This window comes from Bacillus sp. V3B, from assembly GCF_024494465.1.
Taxonomy (GTDB): Bacteria; Bacillota; Bacilli; order Bacillales; family Cytobacillaceae; genus Bacillus_BD.
The window spans coordinates 67704-84189 of record NZ_JAETXM010000007.1; the positions used below are offsets into that span (position 1 = coordinate 67704).

Genomic DNA, 16486 nt, shown 5'->3' on the forward strand with positions numbered 1-16486 from the left:
ACCCTTTCTAAAAAAAACCTCTGTTTCTATAGTCAATATTGATTTTAGAATTGGAAGGCCTTACAATTCCATCTAGTAAAATTGTAAAACCTTGTCCAATCATTATTGATAAATTACACTCTCTTTGCTACTAGGCATTAACTCGCTTGGCTTAATTGTTTCTTCAAGTAAATGTTTAGAGATCGTACGGCGAAGCATTTCATCTGACCCTTCATAAACTCTCCACACACGTAGATTACGGTACCAGCGCTCCACAGGTAACTCCTTCGTGAAGCCCATACCACCATGAATTTGTAGTACTCTATCAACAACACGATTAACCATATTTGTTCCATAGAGTTTAGCCATTGAAGCTTGATGTCTAAATTTCAGGCTATCCTGCCCTGTTTTCCAAGAACCTTCTTGATCAGCCATCCAAGCAGCACGGAACATGATCCATTTAGCCGCTTCTATTTCAGTTGCAGAGTCGGCAATCATCCATTGGATCGCTTGATTCGTACCAATTGGTTTTCCGAAAGTAACACGAGTATTTGAATATTCAATACCCATTGCTAATAGTCTTTCTGCAGCACCAACGCTTCGTGCAGGAATAACCCAACCGCGATTATGATTGATAAACATCATCGCATATTTAAATCCTTTTCCTTCTTCACCGATGATATTTTCTTTAGGCACACGAACATTATCAAAAATTAATTGTGCAGGCTCCCATGTTCCACCCATTGTTTGAATCGGTTCAGATTTCCAACCCATTTCACGATCTACTAGGAAGGCTGTAACCCCGCCGCTTCTTCCTTTTGATTTGTCTGTAGATGCGAAAACGATTGCAAAATCAGCTTCCATACCACGTGTGATGAATACTTTTTCACCGTTAAGGATATATTCGTCTCCATCTCTAACAGCTGTTGTATTCATTTGAGGATCAGATCCACCACTTGGTTCAGTTAAAGCAAAGCATGGAATCTTATCTCCTGCAACTGAAGGTATTAAGTATTTTTGTTTTTGTTCTTCATTACAAGCAAAAAGAATATTATTTACATGGCCACCAAATTCAAACGGGACAAACGTTCTGTATTGCTCCATTGTAATAATCGCACTAGTAATTGGGTCTAAATTAGCACCACCGTATTCTTCTGGTGTATTGATTCCCCAGAATCCCGCTTTTTTTGCTTTTAATTGAAGCGCCTTTAATTTTTCTTTTGTAAGTCCTGGTCTACCTTCACGCTCATTTTTAAGAACGTCTATTTCTAATGGTATTAACTCTTTATTCACAAAATCTCTTATCGTTTTTTGTACCATTCTTTGTTCTTCCGTTAATCTAAAATCCATATAATATTCCTCCTTTTGTTGATTGTCGACTATAAATATGTTTTTAAAGGATTGTCGACAACCTTATGTTCTTATTATACAATTCAGTATGCTTTAAGTAAATTAGATAATTCTGAATATTATTTCAATTTTTCCAAAAGATATAGTTAATAATAGAATGCGAGGTTAAGGTTACGAAGGCTGCTTTCATTTATTATGCTCGTACTAGCGCAGGCCTATCGTGATTCCATAAGACTTCAACATCTAAATGAAAGAATTCTGATAATCTATCACTGGTCAGAACGTCCTTTGTCTTACCGGTTGCAAATACTTGTCCCTTTTTTAATAACAGGGTATGGGTAAAAATCGGTAGAATTTCATCCACATGGTGAGTAACGTACAGTAAGGTCGGAGCTGATTGTACTCTGCTTATTTTATCAATCGTATCCAATAGTTGTTCTTTTGCAACAAAATCCAATCCGTTTGTCGGTTCGTCTAAAATTAACAATCCCGGCTCTGCCATTAAGGCACGACCTATCAGCACACGTTGTTTTTCTCCCTGAGACAAGGTTCCATAACTGCGGTTGGCATATTCCATACAGCCCAGCTGGTCCAATAAAGAGATCGCCTTTTCTCTGATTTCCTGTGTCGGCTTCTGATATAATCCGATTGAGGCATAGGCACCACTCAAAACAATTTCAAAAGCATTATTCGATTGGTAAAACTTTTGTTGGAGACTGGATGAAACCAAGCCGATTTGTATACGCAGCTCTTCACCGAGCATCACCTTGCCGAATTCTCTTCCCAATACCTCCATTTTACCTTTAGTAGGAAAATTATAGGCACAAAGCGTATTTAGCAATGCTGTTTTCCCAGCACCATTTAAACCATATACCACCCATCTTTTCCCTTTATCCACCTTCCAATTAATGTCTTTTAAAATCCATTTTCCGTCTCTCATTAAAGACACATTTTCCATCTCTATAACCATTTCATAACCTCTCCTCTTTGGGCCCCTTGCCCCATTATTTTTCCTACTAGTATTAAGTAAGTCAACAAAAAGCAGTGACATGAATATAAGAACATTGCCTTCTAAGGATCCAATAATAACATCTCAGATCATTATCATCGTAAACAAACTAATCAATTAGGTGTTCAATTCTAAATCGATTTCCTTTTTTCTGTGACGACTAAAGTTAAGGAGAGGATACCAATCATTATTGGCATCCTCTTTGTCCCTTTTATATTATCGATCTTTCCAGGATTTCTACTACATCTAATGTTTGAACTTGTCCGTCCACCTCTTTTGCCTTCGTTCCATCACTGATCATAGTTAAGCAGTATGGACAGCCCGTACTAATCATCGTGGCATTGGTTTCAAGAAGCTGTTCTGTTCTCGCCAAATTAATGCGGGTTCCCTTATCTTCCTCCATCCACATGCGTCCACCACCGGCACCACAGCACATGGAATTCTCTCGGTTCCTTTCAGGTTCTACTAATTTGACTCCTGGAATGGATTTTAAGATTTCACGAGGGGCATCATACACCTTGTTGTAGCGCCCTAAATAACAAGAATCATGATACGTAATTACTTCATCTACTTTGTTCTTCGGTGTTAATTTTCCTTCTTTAATTAATTTTTCTAGTAATTCTGTATGGTGATACACTTCTGCTTCTAACCCAAACTCAGGGTATTCATTTTTGAGTGTGTTAAAAGCATGTGGATCTACTGTGACAATTTTCTTCACATCATACTTTTTAAATGTTTCAATATTTGATGTTGCCAGTTCTTGGAACAAGAACTCATTTCCAAGACGACGTGGTGTATCTCCAGAGTTCTTTTCTTCATTTCCGAGAATGGCTACCTTCAATCCAGCCTTATTTAAAAGCTGCGTAAACGATTGAGTTATTTTTTGACTGCGGTTATCATAAGAGCCCATTGATCCAACAAAGAATAGATAATCAAACTCTTCTCCTGCTTTTTTCAATTCTTTTGCAGTTGGAATCGTAACTTCTTCAATTAAAGCGTCACGCCAATTAGCACGTTCCTTACGGTTAATTCCCCAAGGATTCCCTTGACGTTCAATATTAGTCATCGCCCTTTGGGCATCCGAATTCATTTTTCCTTCTGTCAAGACAAGGTAACGGCGTAAGTCAATGATTTTGTCTACATGCTCATTCATAACAGGACATTGATCCTCACAGTTACGACAAGTCGTACAGGCCCAAATATCTTCTTCTGTCACAACATCCCCTATTAAACTTACATCTTCAAGGGTGGCCGCTACTTCGCTAGAACCAGCGCCCGCTAGAGCTAATTGATTGGCTCTTGTATTTTTAAAAAAATAAGAGGGTGCCCACGGTTGTCTGGAAGTCACCGCTGCTCCTTTTTCTGTCAAATGATTTCTCAAGTTCACAATGAGGTCCATCGGAGATAACGTTTTTCCAGTTCCTGAAGCAGGGCACATATTGGTGCATCGTCCGCATTCCGCACAGGCATACAGATCTATCAACTGATTCTGCGTAAAATCTTCAATTTTTCCCACACCAAATTCTTCCGCTGTCTCATCTTCAAAATCAACCTTCTTTAACTTCCCTACAGGACCAGTTTTCCTAAAGAAGATATTGATCATAGCAAATATCTCGTGGAATTGCTTTGACTGTGGTACAAACACTAGGAACGAGAATACAGTCAACATGTGAATCCACCAAAACACGTAGAATAACACCGTTGCAGCCGTTGCTCCAATGCTGGAGAACAATAACGCAATAGCACCAGAGAATGGAGCGAATACGAGATTTGGTTCATGACCGATCATAACTGCTTCAAATCCCAATGCAACCAGGATCGACATGGTTAGAGTGAATAAGGCAATATAGACAAAAGCTGCTTTTCCATTTCGCTTCCACTGTAACCGTTTTAGTTTTTCACCATAACGACGGTAAAATCCATATACGATTGCTAACATCATGAGGAAGTTAGTCCACTCTTGTAGAAAGCTAAAATATTTATGCGCTTCACCGAATGGAAATTCATATCCTTTAATAAATCCCTTTATAATCAGTTCGATAAGTCCTATTTGAATGATAAAGAATCCATAAAATAAGATTAAATGCATCGTACCGCTTTTCTTATCTTTAAATAGTTTGGACTGACCGAAACCATTCACTAATACACCATTAATTCGTTCTTTGAAGTTCGGTTCAAAATCAGCTTTCTTACCAAGCTTTATAAACAAATACCGGCTGTACAGCAAATTAGCAAATAAATAAATAGCATAACCGCCTACAGCGATAAAGGTTAAAAGGTTTATAAGTGCTAACATGTCATCTCCCCTTAATCTTCCAGGTTTATTAGAAGGAAGTTTCCCCCTTCCATAAAATATATGATTCTATTTTTCAATCACTTCTTTATTCCCTAGAGGCTGACACAGCTCCAGCAGCACTCCGTTTGTCGATTTCGGATGTAGAAATGCGACCAAATTGCCGTGTGCCCCTTGTTTTGGGACCTCATTGATCAACTTGACACCGTGATCTTTCAGGAACTCTAAGCGCTCGATTGAATTATCAACTTGCAAGGCAATATGGTGTAGTCCTTCCCCTCTTTTTTCAATAAATTGAGCAACCGGACTATCCGGGCTAGTCGGTTCTAAAAGTTCTAGTCGTGTCTCCCCTATTTCCAGGAAGGCGACACGAACTTTCTCACTTTCAACGGTTTCATACCCGAGACAAGTTAATCCAAGCAGTTCGGTATAAAGTTGAACGGATTCTTCCAAATCTTTTACCGCAATCCCGATATGTTCGATTTGTTTTGGTGCCTTGACCGACATATTCTTCTTCCTCTCTATTTAAAGTTATACTCATATGTTTTTAACAGTTGTTTCGCAGCCATGGTGGCAGACATTTCATCTCTTACTAAAGCCGCCTCAATTGCCGGAATAGATTTGCTCACTTCCGGGTGGTTGAAGAAGCTTGTTCGCAGATAATCTTCAACCATCGTATACATCCAATCAATCGTTTGCTTCCGGCGCCGCTCCCAGAACACACCTGATTCAGATGTTTGGCTGCGGAAATCTTGAATCACCTGCCAAATATCAGCAATCCCTTCACTCGTTAATGCAGAACCTGTATAGGCTTTGGGAGACCATCCTTCTGTAATCGGCTGTAAATAATGCAGAATTTGATTAAACTCAGACTTTGCTATCAAAGCACGACGTTTATTTTCTCCATCCGCCTTATTCACAAGGATCGCATCAGCCAGCTCCATAACACCCTTTTTGATTCCTTGAAGTTCGTCACCTCCACCTGTCAACATGACTAACAGAAAGAAATCAACCATGGAACGTACTGTCACTTCACTTTGCCCGATCCCCATGGTTTCAACAAGAATGACATCAAAGCCAGCTGCTTCACATACAAGCATGGTTTCCCTACTTTTCCGATTTAACCCACCTAGGGTTCCACCTGAAGCCGATGGTCGGATAAATGCCTGGGGATGACGTGAGAGCATTTCCATCCTCGTTTTGTCTCCAAGAATGCTGCCTCCTGTAACCGTACTACTCGGATCGACAGCAAGTATTGCAACGCGATGCCCTTTCTCACAAAGCATAGTGCCCAACGTTTCTATGAATGTACTTTTTCCAGCTCCAGGAACACCGGTAATTCCGACCCGTATTGAATTTCCAGTGTAGGGGAGCAACTCCTTCAACACTTCTTGAGCCATTTCCATATGCTTAGCATTATTACTTTCAACCAGAGTAATGGTTTGTGCTAGAATGGTTCGATTCCTTGAAAGTACCCCATCGATATAATCACTTATCGTTAACCGATTCCGACGTGGCGTAAGTAGTGGTGCTGTATGATTAATATTGTCTTTCCGTTTAGAGTTTTCCCCTGTAATCCCTTCTACCACACGAGACGTAAATTCTGCTCCTGCATCTACTGGTACCCATTCCGGTATTTTTTCTTTATTATCCATATTGGATCTCTTCCTCAAGACGTCGGATGATCTCTTCTAGTACTTTTTGAGCTGCGGCAGGGATCACGGTACCAGGTCCGAAAATAGCTGATGCTCCATTCTGCTTTAAGAATTCATAATCCTGGGCTGGAATCACTCCGCCTACAACCACAACGATATCTTCACGGCCAAGTTTTCTTAATTCTTCTACTAACTGTGGCAATAATGTTTTATGGCCGGCAGCAAGAGAACTCATCCCTACAACATGAACATCATTTTCTACAGCCTGCATGGCTGTTTCTTCCGGGGTTTGGAATAGTGGTCCGATATCGACATCAAAGCCCAAATCAGCAAATGCTGTGGAAATAACCTTTGACCCGCGATCATGACCGTCCTGCCCCATTTTTGCAATCATAATCCTGGGGCGTCTACCTTCCTGTTTTTCGAATACGTCTGCCATTTTCCTAACTTGTGCAACCTGTTCGTCTTCACCAAACTCCGCAGTGTATACTCCGGATATGGAACGAATGACAGCCTTATGGCGATCCACTACCTTTTCATAAGCATCTGAAATTTCACCAAGGCTTGCTCTTGCTCTTGTTGCTTCAATGGCTAAAGCTAATAGATTTCCTTCCCCTGTCTCAGCTGCCTTTGTAATGGCATCAAGAGTTGATTTCACTAATGTTTCATCACGGTTTGAACGCAATTCTTTCAATCTATGAAGCTGTGCTTCACGTACCGCCGTATTGTCTACTTCAAGAATTTCAAGCGGATCTTCCTGTTCTAATCGATATTGGTTAACACCAATGATGACTTCTTTACCAGAATCAATTTGAGCCTGACGGCGGGCTGCGGCTTCTTCAATCCTCATTTTTGGCAAGCCTGTTTCGATTGCCTTAGCCATTCCGCCAAGTGACTCAACCTCTTGAATATGTGTCCAAGCACGGTTGATAAGATCCTTGGTAAGGGATTCTACATAATAGGACCCACCCCACGGATCGACAACCTTAGAAATCCCTGTTTCATCTTGCAAAAATAATTGGGTATTGCGGGCAATTCGGGCTGAAAAGTCCGTTGGAAGGGCGATCGCCTCGTCCAGTGCATTCGTATGAAGCGACTGGGTATGCCCTAGTGCAGCTGCCATAGCTTCAACGCAGGTTCTTGTCACATTATTAAACGGATCCTGCTCTGTGAGACTCCAGCCAGAGGTTTGACTATGTGTCCTTAAAGCCATTGATTTTTCATTTTTAGGGTTAAACGGTTTGATGAGTTTCGCCCAAATCATCCGTGCCGCCCGCATTTTTGCTACTTCCATAAAATAGTTCTTTCCGATAGCCCAGAAGAAAGATAACCGTGGTGCAAATGAATCAATATCGATGCCGGCTTTTAATCCGGTCCTTACATATTCCAATCCGTCTGCCAGTGTGTAGCCTAATTCAATATCTGCAGTCGCTCCCGCTTCCTGCATATGGTAACCGGAAATACTAATGCTGTTGAACTTAGGCATATGCTGTGAAGTATATTCAAAAATATCAGCAATGATCTTCATCGAAGCTTCAGGTGGATAAATATACGTATTCCGTACCATATATTCTTTTAAAATATCATTTTGAATTGTTCCGGTTAGCTGTGATTGGTGAACTCCTTGTTCCTCAGCGGCAACAATGTAGAAAGCCATAATAGGAAGAACCGCTCCGTTCATCGTCATCGAAACAGACATTTTATCCAACGGAATACCGTCAAATAATATTTTCATATCTAAAATCGAATCAACGGCAACTCCGGCTTTTCCTACATCCCCGACTACACGCGGATGATCGGAATCATAGCCGCGGTGTGTAGCCAGGTCAAAGGCAATCGAAAGTCCTTTCTGACCCGCTGCCAGATTTCTTCGATAGAAGGCATTACTTTCCTCTGCCGTAGAGAATCCGGCATATTGACGAACGGTCCATGGCTTTGTGATATACATGGTAGGATAGGGACCACGTAAAAAGGGAGCAATTCCGGCAACATAGTCTAGATGTTCAATCCCAGTCAAGTCTTTATCGTCGTATAAAGGCTTAACATTAATATGTTCCATTGTCTTCCATATATGATCGTCTAAATTAGCCTTATCCAATGGCTCCGTAAAATCTGATTCAGTGTTTCCTCTATAATCAATAGTCGAAAAATTCGGATTATTAATCATCGTCCAATTCCTTTCCGCTGTTGAAGATCAAACAGCACGTTATAACAATTTGATTGCATGTGGACAAAATCATCCACTCCTGCTTGCTTGAATCGTTCCGCTTGTTCTGAATTTGGAAGACCCGCTACGAAAAGAATGCTGTCCGGATTTTCCTGTTTAAGCTTTTGTGCCAATTGTGGTACTATTTCTGGATAAGTCGCGTCATTCGAGCAGATCACAACGATTGAAGTACCAGATGTAAGGGCAGCATGAACCGCTTCATCAATTGTTGAAAATCCGTTATTTGAAATCACTTCAAACCCGCCAACCCCGAAGAATTCTCTGGAGAAATCAGCACGCGGTTTATGCTGTGAAATCGGCCCCATGTTCGCAAGAAAGACTTTAGGGTAGGAACCATTCGTTTCTTTATACATCTCTGCCTTTTTCCTTAAACCCTCAAAGCGTTCTGCTCCACGATGGATATTTAATGCTTGAATGGTTGGTGAAGCCTTGTCCATTTGTCTAATAGCCTTAACCCATTCACTTAAAGTGATACCAGCTTGGATGGCTTCCAGAGAAAGATGTACGTTTCCTTCTTTAGAGACCCCCAATTCATTGAGGAGTGAATTCTTCTTACTTCCATCATTTGCTTTTCGATAATTACCTACTTCTTCACAGCGGGTTTGATAGACAGAATCCTTATCCGCTTTAGGCACTGAAAGTTTTTGCTCAATTAAGTTTGGATACATATTAGTTCCTACAAACTTATCTTTACGTCGACCAATATTGTTTAAACGTTTGTCAGCTATTTCTTTGATTTGCTCTTGTACGTAACTGCTATCAAGAGTTTTGAACATCCCGCCATTTTTCTCAATCTGCTGGAATTGTTTCCATGCTTCTTTAGCAAGAGAATCGGTAAGAGATTCAACGTACCAGGAACCCCCAGCTATATCGGCCACTTTCGATAAATGAGCTTCCTTTTCCAAAATGATTTGCGTATTTCTTGCAATCCGTCGGGAAAATTCATCGGGTGGACGAATCGCTTCATCAAAAGGTGATATATGAAGACTATCAACTCCACCAATAACGGCTGCAAATGCTTCCGAAGTTCCACGAAGGATATTGACATATGGATCATACACGGTTTTAGTCCAGTATGATGTTCGCGCATGAATGGTCATTTTCTGTGCTTCTTCATTTCCGCCAAAAGCAGCAATGATCTTAGACCAAAGTAATCGGACGGCACGAAGTTTAGATATTTCCATAAAGAAGTTCGAACCAATCGAGAAGGAAAAGAGCATTCTTGGTGCCATTTCTTCAATGGATAATCCTCTTTCTTGCATCTCACGAATATATTCCACACCGGTAGCCAAAGTGAAAGCTAATTCTTGAACAGCATTTCCTCCTGCATTGTGATAAGGATCTCCCTGTACGAGAATGGTCTTTAATTCTGGGGTTTCTTTTTTTGCCCAGGAAGTTTGATGAGCTAATAAATCATAGGACTTCTTTAGTGAAAACGGGATTGTCCCTTCTTTTACCAATGTTCCTAATGGATCCATACCCACAGAACCGCGCAGTTTACTTATTTCCATGCCTGCTGCTTTCGCATGTGCAACCACCATGCAATAAATAGGTAATCCTGCACAACCTGCTTGAATAAGAAGTGGTGTTTGTTCAAGGTCAATTCCCTTCAAAGCATTACCTAGATCCTGGTAAGAACTAATGGATACTCCTCCCTTGCCTACTTTTTCAGGGGAGACTTGATCTGGATCCTGTCCTAGGGAAGAGGCTTGATCGAGCACAAGGTTCAGCATCGTCTGGCCGCATTGTAGATCATTTTTTGCTGCCTCATTAAATTCTAAAGGTGTAGGATAGACAAGCTCCTGACATACCTCCCAGGTTTTATCTTGATAACCTAATGCCCGTGTTCCACGCACATATGGAGCTGCGCCTGGTAATGAAGAAAGGTGTGAAAGACCCTCTATATCCTCTTTTCTATATAATGGTTGAAGGAAAATACCTTCATAGGTTTTCGAAATCAGCTTCTCCTCAAAGGAGGCGTCTTTTAATGATTTCTCTGCCACTTCCCTCCACTCTTTATAGGAAGGGTGTGGAAATTCACTGAATAGCTGATTTTCTTCGATAATATCTTGATCTTTTTGCTTCTGAACAACATTTGTCATCGTTTATCCCCCTCTCTTTCATCAAAAATTGATTTCTCTAAATGGAATGTCATGATTTGCCGGGCGATGTTTAGTCACTTACTTAAAGAAAAATATTGTTGATTGTCGACAAATATATATATTTATTGTACAATTCAGATTAGTCAAAGTAAATTAAAATAATCTGAATGTAACTTCATTATTTCTGAAAGATAGGTGAAATTATGCATATTGAACAAATTGAATATATTGTAGAAGTAGCAAAGGTTGGGTCTATTTCCAAAGCCGCTAAAAACCTTCATGTATCTGTGTCTACCATTAGCCAATCCATTACTAGTTTTGAAGAAAGATATGGTGTTAAATTGTTTAAAAGGTCCAGATTAGGAACGATACCAACGGATCAAGGAAAAAAGGTGATTAATAAAGCCTTTGATGTTTGTTTAAAGTTAATTGAATTAGAAAAAGAGACTCAAAACCATCATGATAGCACGAACAATCAATTAAGTATCGTAAGTAGTCCAAGTATACTTTTAACTTACTTACCAGATACCATCCCTGTCTTTCAAAAAAAATACCCTCATATAGATATTATGATTAAAGAGCACTTAAATATTTTAGAAATTTTAAAACAAAATGAAACAGATATCGGATTTATATCTTTAAATGAAACACACTGGATTGAATGGGCCGCCCAATACAAAAATAATTTTCATTTTGATACTTTATCTCAAGGAAGATTGTGTGTATGTGTTAGCAAGCATTCCCCTCTTTCCTTTAAAGATAGTCTTACACCTGAAGATTTGCTAGGTCAGAATCATGTCGTGTATTCAAGTACGAAACATGTTTATGAAAATATCAGTCAGCAATATGGACCTTTAAAAATCCTTTTCGACACCTATAATACGGAGATATTAAAAAAGTCTGTTATAAGTGGAATAGCGGTTACCCTTCTTTCTGATATCATTATGAAGGATGATCCTAGTGTGAAAAGTGGCGATATCATTCCGATTCCACTCACCAACTATGAGAACGCTAATTTAACCTATGGGATTGTTCGTTCTAAAAAGAGAAGTTTTTCACCGCAAACTCGTGATTTTATTAAAACAATGAGAGAGCAGATTGAAAAAGGAATTATTGTTAGTAGATAGTTATTGAAGGGCTCTAGCCATTTCTAACTTTACGGATAGAAGATATCCGGATATCCTTTTATTTGAGTGAATGTCCTTCATTACTATTTTGAAGGACATTCATTCTCTTTTTTATTGGACCATGATATTCATTAAAGGCATTAACTTTCTCGTTTTTTCTTCCCCTGTGATTTTTGAATAGTTTTAGATTCATAGAATCGATTAATATCTTCATCAGAGTAACCAAGCTCTGATAAAATCTCTTCATTGTCCATTCCGATATCTGGCATAGCTCTCCATGTTCTCCCAGGGTTCTTTTTAAATTTAGGAACAACATTTACACCTTTTATTACATTTCCTTCGTTATCTTCCCATTCCGTGAAAACTTCCCGAATCTGTACATGTGGATCTTCTGACAGACTTTGATAATCCATGATTTTACTGCATGGAATTCCTGCTTCTAAAAGAATTTCCTCTACTTCACTGGCTGGTTTACTTAGACATATTTCTTTTAATCTTTCTTCCACAATTTTTCCCGCAGGTGTATCTAATCGAATAGAGCCGCTTCCCCCTGGTATTAAATCACTTCCATATTCTAAACCTAATAATGGAAGTCCTTTTTTCAAGGTACCCGCTCCCATCCAGAAGACATACACATATTCTCCATCTTGACAGGTATACAATCCAACAGCTGCAAAATCGGTATGATGATTTCCTTGTCTCCCATATTCTTTTCCCCTTGTTAAATAATCAGTTGCCCAGTATTGTGCACGAAGAAGGACTTCATATTGCGCCACATCTATACTTTCTCCTTCACCTGTCATTTTAGCACGATACACCGCAGCCATCCCAGCAAATGCGGCATAAACCCCGGTCATATAGTCTCCAGTAAAGGGCTGCGCAGCAATCGGTGGACGATCAGCAAAACCATTGACACTCATATAGCCACTAAATGCTTGTGCAAGGGCATCGAAGGAAGGGCGTTTGACGTATTTTTCAATCCCTGTTTGACCAAAGCCGGAAATATGAATAATAACTAGCTGTGGATTGATCTCCCACAACCGCTCATCAGTTAACCCCCATTTTTCATATTGTCCTCCCTTTGCTGCTTCAATAAAGATATCTACTTCTTTAATTAGCTCAAAGAAGACTTCTTCTCCTTCTGGTGTAGGAATATTTAACGCAATGGTTCTTTGATTCCGACGCTCTTGTGGAGCCTGCATCGTTCCTGCAAAACGAGATAAGTCAGGTGTTATCGCATTTTCAACCCAAATGACATCTGCCCCAAAGTCAGCAAATAGTTGGGCACAATGTGGTCCAGCCAATACTTGGTCAGCATGTAATACCTTAATTCCTTGTAAAGGCCCAAATTTCGGTAAGTTTTTATTATCCAGCATTTCAATTCTCTCCTTTTCTTCTAAAAGACAATAAATAGGACTGCCCCATAGGGTGAATAACACCGTTTCTATTGGGACAATTCCTATTTATCTGTTAAATATACTTGTCTATCATTATCAGCTAAATGGTTAAATTATCATAACCAACAGATATTTAATTAGATAACTATCTCGCTAGCTAGCTATCTAACCAATACAGTAGAAATAATAGGGAAAGCTAATAAAATTATTAAGGTTACAACTTCAAAGACTAACAGCATTCCAATTCCTTTAAACACCTTTTCTAGCGGTACACCGGAGGCCCCACTAACAATAAAGGAGTTTAAGCCTATTGGTGGTGTAACTAATCCAATTTCTACTAATTTAATGACGATGACACCAAACCAAATTGGATCGAACCCTAAAGAAGTAATAAGCGGGAATGTTAATGGCAAAGTAATAACTAGAATCGCAATTTGATCCATTACACAGCCTAAAATTAAATAGATAAAGATCAGGATTAGCATAACCATCCATGGACTTACATCTAGTGAAGTTAACCATTGCATCATATTTCTTGCTACATTAGTTAAGGTTACAAACTTGGCTAGAATATTCGCACCAATGATAATCACAAAGATCATCGCAGTCGTATGAAGTGTTCGCTGTAGAGCTAATATGAAATTCTTCCAAGTAAGACGACGCATAATTAATAAAAAGACTAAGGCAAAAAACGAACCTAGAGCTGCTACCTCAGAAGGTGTAGCAATTCCTCCGTATAAAGCGAATAAGATAAATGCAACAAGAATAGCAAATCCCCAAAGGTTCTTTAAAGAGCTAAATTTCTCTTTCCAAGTATATTTTTCCCCTTTAGGCATCGCACCCGACTTAACCTTATTCCAAAATAATATTCCGATAATATATACTAGCGCTGTTAATAGACCTGGTAAAAGTCCAGCTAGTAATAGTTTTCCTACTGATGTTTGCGTGGAAACTCCATAGATAATCATCGGAATACTAGGAGGAATTAAAATAGCAAGTGTACCAGATACGGCAATAACCCCAGCAGCTAGCCCCTCATCATATCCTAAGCGTCTAAACTCAGGCATGGTTATTCTTGATAAAGAACCAGCAGCAGCCGTTGTAGATCCTGACATCGAACCGAAAGCAGCACTAGTAAAAACGGTCGTAATTGCTACTCCACCTGGTGTACGACCAAGCCAACGCTGTATGGCCGTAAATAAATCCTTGGCAATTCCACCACTTGAAACCAATTCACCTAATAATATAAACAATGGTACTGTCATTAAAGTCGGATTTGATACAGAATGGTAGGATATCTGTCCTAAATAAGTAATTAACGTATCCCATCCACTAAAAAAGAACAAACCTACTAGACCTGCAATTCCCATTGTAAAACCCACAGGCACTCCCAATGCCATTAGGAGGAACATGAGTATAAAAACTATAGCTACTAGCATAAGTATACCTCCACTATTTTAATCATCACCTTTAGCACTTTCTTATGTTATTCTCCATCAGAATATGGGTTTTCCCTAGTAATAATTGTAATAATTAACCTAAGTGCCAGGAACCCGTAACCAAATACTAAAACAGTGAATGCGGGCCATAATAGGTAAGCTAATATACTTGAGGAGTACTCTCCAATAAGATAGGCACCGTGTGCCTTAAAATAAGATGCATAAGTTAGAATTAATACTAATACAATACTTAGTATATGCGACATTAACATTAATCCATCTTGGACTTTCTTAGGAAGAAGTCTAGTAAGCATAGTCACTCGTATATGCCCACCTTCTTTAAAAACATAACTAATCGATAAAAAGACTATATATGGTAGCATATATTCAGCAACGATCTCATATCCCCCTGGGATTTGGGAATTAGCTACATATCTAAGCAATGTATCCGTTGTAGAAAACAACATGGTAAAAACAAGAATAAACATAGCAAGCTTATAGAGATACCCATCTATTTTATCAACTATATTTACAACAGCGCTCATAGTGTCACCTCATCATTTCTTCTAAACTGCATTCTATTATTAAAATATTACGTTCTTATCAGATGACAATTACGGAGTTTTCTAGATAACTTAAAATATTCTATGATTTAAGCTATCTAGAAGACTTCTAATATTTGTTTTTTAGTTTAATAAGAACCTATTTATTTTGATTTTCTTCATATATCTTTTCGGTAATGGCTCTGTATTCTTCTAATACCTTCTTTCCATCAATTCCTTTGTCTTCCATAGATTTTAACCAATGTTGATCTAATGATAGTAATTTATCGACAATCTCTTTATGCTTTTCCGGTGAAATCTGTGTTACTTCAATACCTTCATTTTTGAATAACTCAATTGCTTCTTTTTCTTTTTCTAACATGATGGTTCCTAAAGATTCAGTAGCTTCCTTACCGGCTTTTGCTAATGCCTCTTGAACATCCTCTGGTAAGCTGTTCCACTTATCTAAATTCATCGCATATAATTGAGTAGTCATTCCAAAGTTAGTATTAGTTAATACATGGTTTGTTACTTCATTTAAGTGGTAAGAAGGGGCACTTGCGATCGTCATTAGAGATGCGTCTGCTACGCCTCTTTGCATGGATTCATACAAATCATTTACTCCAATAGATACGCTCGATGCATTGAACACACCAGGAATTAGATTAAGAACTCCTCCTGAGCCTCTGAGCTTCAAGCCCGCTATATCTTCAACAGCACTTACCTTTTTAGCTGATAAAACACTATTTGGAGGATTAACAAAACTTAGAATTGGTACTAGCCCATTTTTTTCAAGTTCTTCTTTTAATGGACCTTTAATAAGTTGATCCAATACCTTTCCATTATCAGATGCACTAGTTAGTTTATTAGGTAATGTGGAAACCGAACTTAATGGAAGGAAACCAGCTGATGGGATCAATGCATAGGCGATGTCTACTGCCCCATCCTTTACCAAACCAGCCGATTCATTGATTGTTCCTAATTGTCCACCTGAATAATATTCAAACTTTATTTTCCCCCCAGAAAGCTCTACTGCTCTATCCATGAACGTTTGAGTCATATCTAAAAGGAAATGTCCAGTTGGGAAATGATCTGCCATTTTAATCACAATTTTTTCTTCACTACTGCCAGAACTTGCTTCATTACTGCTACAGGCTGAAAGTGCAATTCCAAGAATTAATACAAGTGATAAGAAAAGACTTTTTATTTTCATATTTTGGCTCCTTTTAATCGTATTAAAATTCTCAATAGTGATAGCATGGATTCAAGCATATATCCGATATCATAATTATAGGTTAAATACTAAAAATATTGAAAATTATGAATATATTTTAAGGAAGATACTAATTTAATTTTTCTATATTCA

Annotated in this window: 12 protein-coding genes; 1 reads left to right on the forward strand and 11 read right to left on the reverse strand. The window is 38.8% G+C overall.

Translation table 11 applies throughout. The annotated features are described in order from the left end of the window. Nucleotides 1-102 precede the first annotated feature (102 nt). The 7 genes from JMM81_RS10475 to JMM81_RS10505 all read right to left on the reverse strand — a co-directional run bounded on the left by JMM81_RS10475 (nucleotide 103) and on the right by JMM81_RS10505 (nucleotide 10615). The gene (locus JMM81_RS10475; protein ID WP_256241525.1) at nucleotides 103-1329 is read right to left on the reverse strand and encodes an acyl-CoA dehydrogenase family protein; all 1227 of its coding nucleotides are present in this window, start codon (nucleotides 1327-1329) and stop codon (nucleotides 103-105) included. A 193-nt stretch (nucleotides 1330-1522) separates the two neighbouring features. After that, nucleotides 1523-2299: an ABC transporter ATP-binding protein gene (locus JMM81_RS10480; RefSeq protein ID WP_256241526.1), complete on the reverse strand. Its 777-nt coding sequence runs from the start codon at nucleotides 2297-2299 to the stop codon at nucleotides 1523-1525. 250 nt (nucleotides 2300-2549) lie between these two features. Next, complete coding sequence (locus tag JMM81_RS10485) at nucleotides 2550-4634, reverse strand: heterodisulfide reductase-related iron-sulfur binding cluster (RefSeq protein ID WP_256241527.1); 2085 nt, start codon at nucleotides 4632-4634, stop codon at nucleotides 2550-2552. 66 nt (nucleotides 4635-4700) lie between these two features. After that, the gene (gene mce / locus JMM81_RS10490; protein WP_256241528.1) at nucleotides 4701-5138 is read right to left on the reverse strand and encodes a methylmalonyl-CoA epimerase; all 438 of its coding nucleotides are present in this window, start codon (nucleotides 5136-5138) and stop codon (nucleotides 4701-4703) included. Nucleotides 5139-5152: 14 nt separating this feature from the next. Further along, entirely contained in the window at nucleotides 5153-6286 is a 1134-nt protein-coding gene (gene meaB, locus JMM81_RS10495) for a methylmalonyl Co-A mutase-associated GTPase MeaB (RefSeq protein WP_256241529.1), read from the reverse strand. Beyond that, complete coding sequence (gene scpA, locus JMM81_RS10500; protein WP_375162372.1) at nucleotides 6279-8450, reverse strand: methylmalonyl-CoA mutase; 2172 nt, start codon at nucleotides 8448-8450, stop codon at nucleotides 6279-6281. Before scpA ends, meaB begins: the two co-directional genes overlap by 8 nt. Further along, nucleotides 8450-10615 (reverse strand): methylmalonyl-CoA mutase family protein, encoded by a 2166-nt coding sequence (locus tag JMM81_RS10505; protein WP_256241531.1) that lies wholly within the window; start codon nucleotides 10613-10615, stop codon nucleotides 8450-8452. Before JMM81_RS10505 ends, scpA begins: the two co-directional genes overlap by 1 nt. A gap of 203 nt (nucleotides 10616-10818) precedes the next feature. Here JMM81_RS10505 and JMM81_RS10510 point away from each other — a divergent pair, with 203 nt between their 5' ends. Continuing rightward, the gene (locus tag JMM81_RS10510) at nucleotides 10819-11742 is read left to right on the forward strand and encodes a LysR family transcriptional regulator (protein ID WP_256241532.1); all 924 of its coding nucleotides are present in this window, start codon (nucleotides 10819-10821) and stop codon (nucleotides 11740-11742) included. A 140-nt stretch (nucleotides 11743-11882) separates the two neighbouring features. Here the strand turns inward: JMM81_RS10510 and caiB are convergent, their stop codons facing one another. The 4 genes from caiB to JMM81_RS10530 all read right to left on the reverse strand — a co-directional run bounded on the left by caiB (nucleotide 11883) and on the right by JMM81_RS10530 (nucleotide 16333). Beyond that, complete coding sequence (caiB, locus tag JMM81_RS10515) at nucleotides 11883-13118, reverse strand: L-carnitine CoA-transferase (RefSeq protein ID WP_256241533.1); 1236 nt, start codon at nucleotides 13116-13118, stop codon at nucleotides 11883-11885. Between the two features lie 182 nt (nucleotides 13119-13300). Further along, nucleotides 13301-14578 carry a TRAP transporter large permease gene (locus JMM81_RS10520; RefSeq protein WP_256241534.1) on the reverse strand — a complete coding sequence of 426 codons (1278 nt, stop codon included), beginning with the start codon at nucleotides 14576-14578 and terminating at the stop codon, nucleotides 13301-13303. Nucleotides 14579-14625: 47 nt separating this feature from the next. Next, a complete protein-coding gene (locus JMM81_RS10525) occupies nucleotides 14626-15123 on the reverse strand; it encodes a TRAP transporter small permease subunit (protein WP_256241535.1) in 498 nt (165 codons plus the stop codon). 157 nt (nucleotides 15124-15280) lie between these two features. Beyond that, entirely contained in the window at nucleotides 15281-16333 is a 1053-nt protein-coding gene (locus JMM81_RS10530) for a TRAP transporter substrate-binding protein (protein WP_256241536.1), read from the reverse strand. Nucleotides 16334-16486 lie beyond the last annotated feature (153 nt).

Excerpts from the sequence above, each read along its gene's own strand:
- JMM81_RS10475 (WP_256241525.1), bottom strand. The coding sequence starts at position 1,329 with ATGGATTTTAGATTAACGGAAGAACAAAGAATGGTACAAAAAACGATA.
- JMM81_RS10480 (WP_256241526.1), bottom strand. The coding sequence starts at position 2,299 with ATGGTTATAGAGATGGAAAATGTGTCTTTAATGAGAGACGGAAAATGG.
- JMM81_RS10485 (WP_256241527.1), bottom strand. The coding sequence starts at position 4,634 with ATGTTAGCACTTATAAACCTTTTAACCTTTATCGCTGTAGGCGGTTAT.
- mce (WP_256241528.1), bottom strand. The coding sequence starts at position 5,138 with ATGTCGGTCAAGGCACCAAAACAAATCGAACATATCGGGATTGCGGTA.
- meaB (WP_256241529.1), bottom strand. The coding sequence starts at position 6,286 with ATGGATAATAAAGAAAAAATACCGGAATGGGTACCAGTAGATGCAGGA.
- JMM81_RS10505 (WP_256241531.1), bottom strand. The coding sequence starts at position 10,615 with ATGACAAATGTTGTTCAGAAGCAAAAAGATCAAGATATTATCGAAGAA.
- JMM81_RS10510 (WP_256241532.1), top strand. The coding sequence starts at position 10,819 with ATGCATATTGAACAAATTGAATATATTGTAGAAGTAGCAAAGGTTGGG.
- caiB (WP_256241533.1), bottom strand. The coding sequence starts at position 13,118 with ATGCTGGATAATAAAAACTTACCGAAATTTGGGCCTTTACAAGGAATT.
- JMM81_RS10520 (WP_256241534.1), bottom strand. The coding sequence starts at position 14,578 with ATGCTAGTAGCTATAGTTTTTATACTCATGTTCCTCCTAATGGCATTG.
- JMM81_RS10525 (WP_256241535.1), bottom strand. The coding sequence starts at position 15,123 with ATGAGCGCTGTTGTAAATATAGTTGATAAAATAGATGGGTATCTCTAT.
- JMM81_RS10530 (WP_256241536.1), bottom strand. The coding sequence starts at position 16,333 with ATGAAAATAAAAAGTCTTTTCTTATCACTTGTATTAATTCTTGGAATT.